Annotated in this window: 1 protein-coding gene and 1 pseudogene; both read left to right on the top strand. The window is 64.5% G+C overall.

The genetic code is table 11. The annotated features are described in order from the left end of the window. Positions 1–404: ATPase, T2SS/T4P/T4SS family (locus EN969_RS33620; RefSeq protein WP_164758775.1), on the top strand; the 404-nt coding region annotated here is incomplete at its 5' end. Between the two features lie 4 nt (positions 405–408). After that, positions 409–778, top strand: a pseudogene (locus tag EN969_RS33615) (type II secretion system protein F); the annotation flags it as partial.

The following is a 778-nucleotide window of genomic DNA, read 5'->3' as shown; positions in this document are numbered from 1 at the left end:
CAATGAACACCGGCCACGAAGGGTCGATGGCGACCATCCATGCCAACACGCCGCGCGACGCCATTTCGCGGCTCGAGCAGATGCTTGGCATGACCGGCATGCCGATGACGGTGCAGTCGATCCGCAGCCAGATCGCCAGCGCGCTCGACCTGATCGTCCAACTGACGCGCCTGTCCGACGGCAAGCGCAAGGTGACCAGTGTCGCCGAGGTGACCGGCATGGAAGGCGATGTCATCCAGATGCAGGAGATCTTCCGCTTCGTGCGCACCGGCATGGAGGCCGACGGCAAGATTCTGGGCCACTACGAGGCGACCGGCATCCGGCCGCGCTTCCTCGAGGACCTGCGCGCCATGGGCATCGAGTTTCCCGGACGATATTTCGAACCCGGCCGGCCGCAGGAGTAGCCAAGTGTTCGATGGAATGAGCGCGATCTATGTCGTCTATGCCGCGGCCGCGCTGACCGGCATCCTGATCGCCGAGGCCTGTTACCTGCTTTATGCCGGCCGCAGCGACAAGCGCACCGCCATCAACCGGCGCATGAGGCTGCAGGAAAACAAGATCAGCCAGGAGCAGGTGCTCGTCCAACTGCGCAAGGAGCGCGGCCTTGACGCGGGCACGCCGCTGTTTTCGGCGGACCGGTTTCGCGCGCTGCGAACCCAGTCGGGCATGATCATGCCGCTGTCGAAATTCCTGATGATCACCTGCGGCGTGGCGATGGCGATGGCCCTGGTCGCCATCTGGTACGGCTTGCCGCCGCTGATGGGGTTCGTCCTGTTCG

This window comes from Mesorhizobium sp. M7A.F.Ca.CA.003.01.2.1, assembly GCF_003998945.1.
GTDB lineage: Bacteria > Pseudomonadota > Alphaproteobacteria > Rhizobiales > Rhizobiaceae > Mesorhizobium > Mesorhizobium ciceri.
Note: the sequence above shows the minus strand (reverse complement) of the source record. Positions and strands in the feature narration are given on the sequence as shown.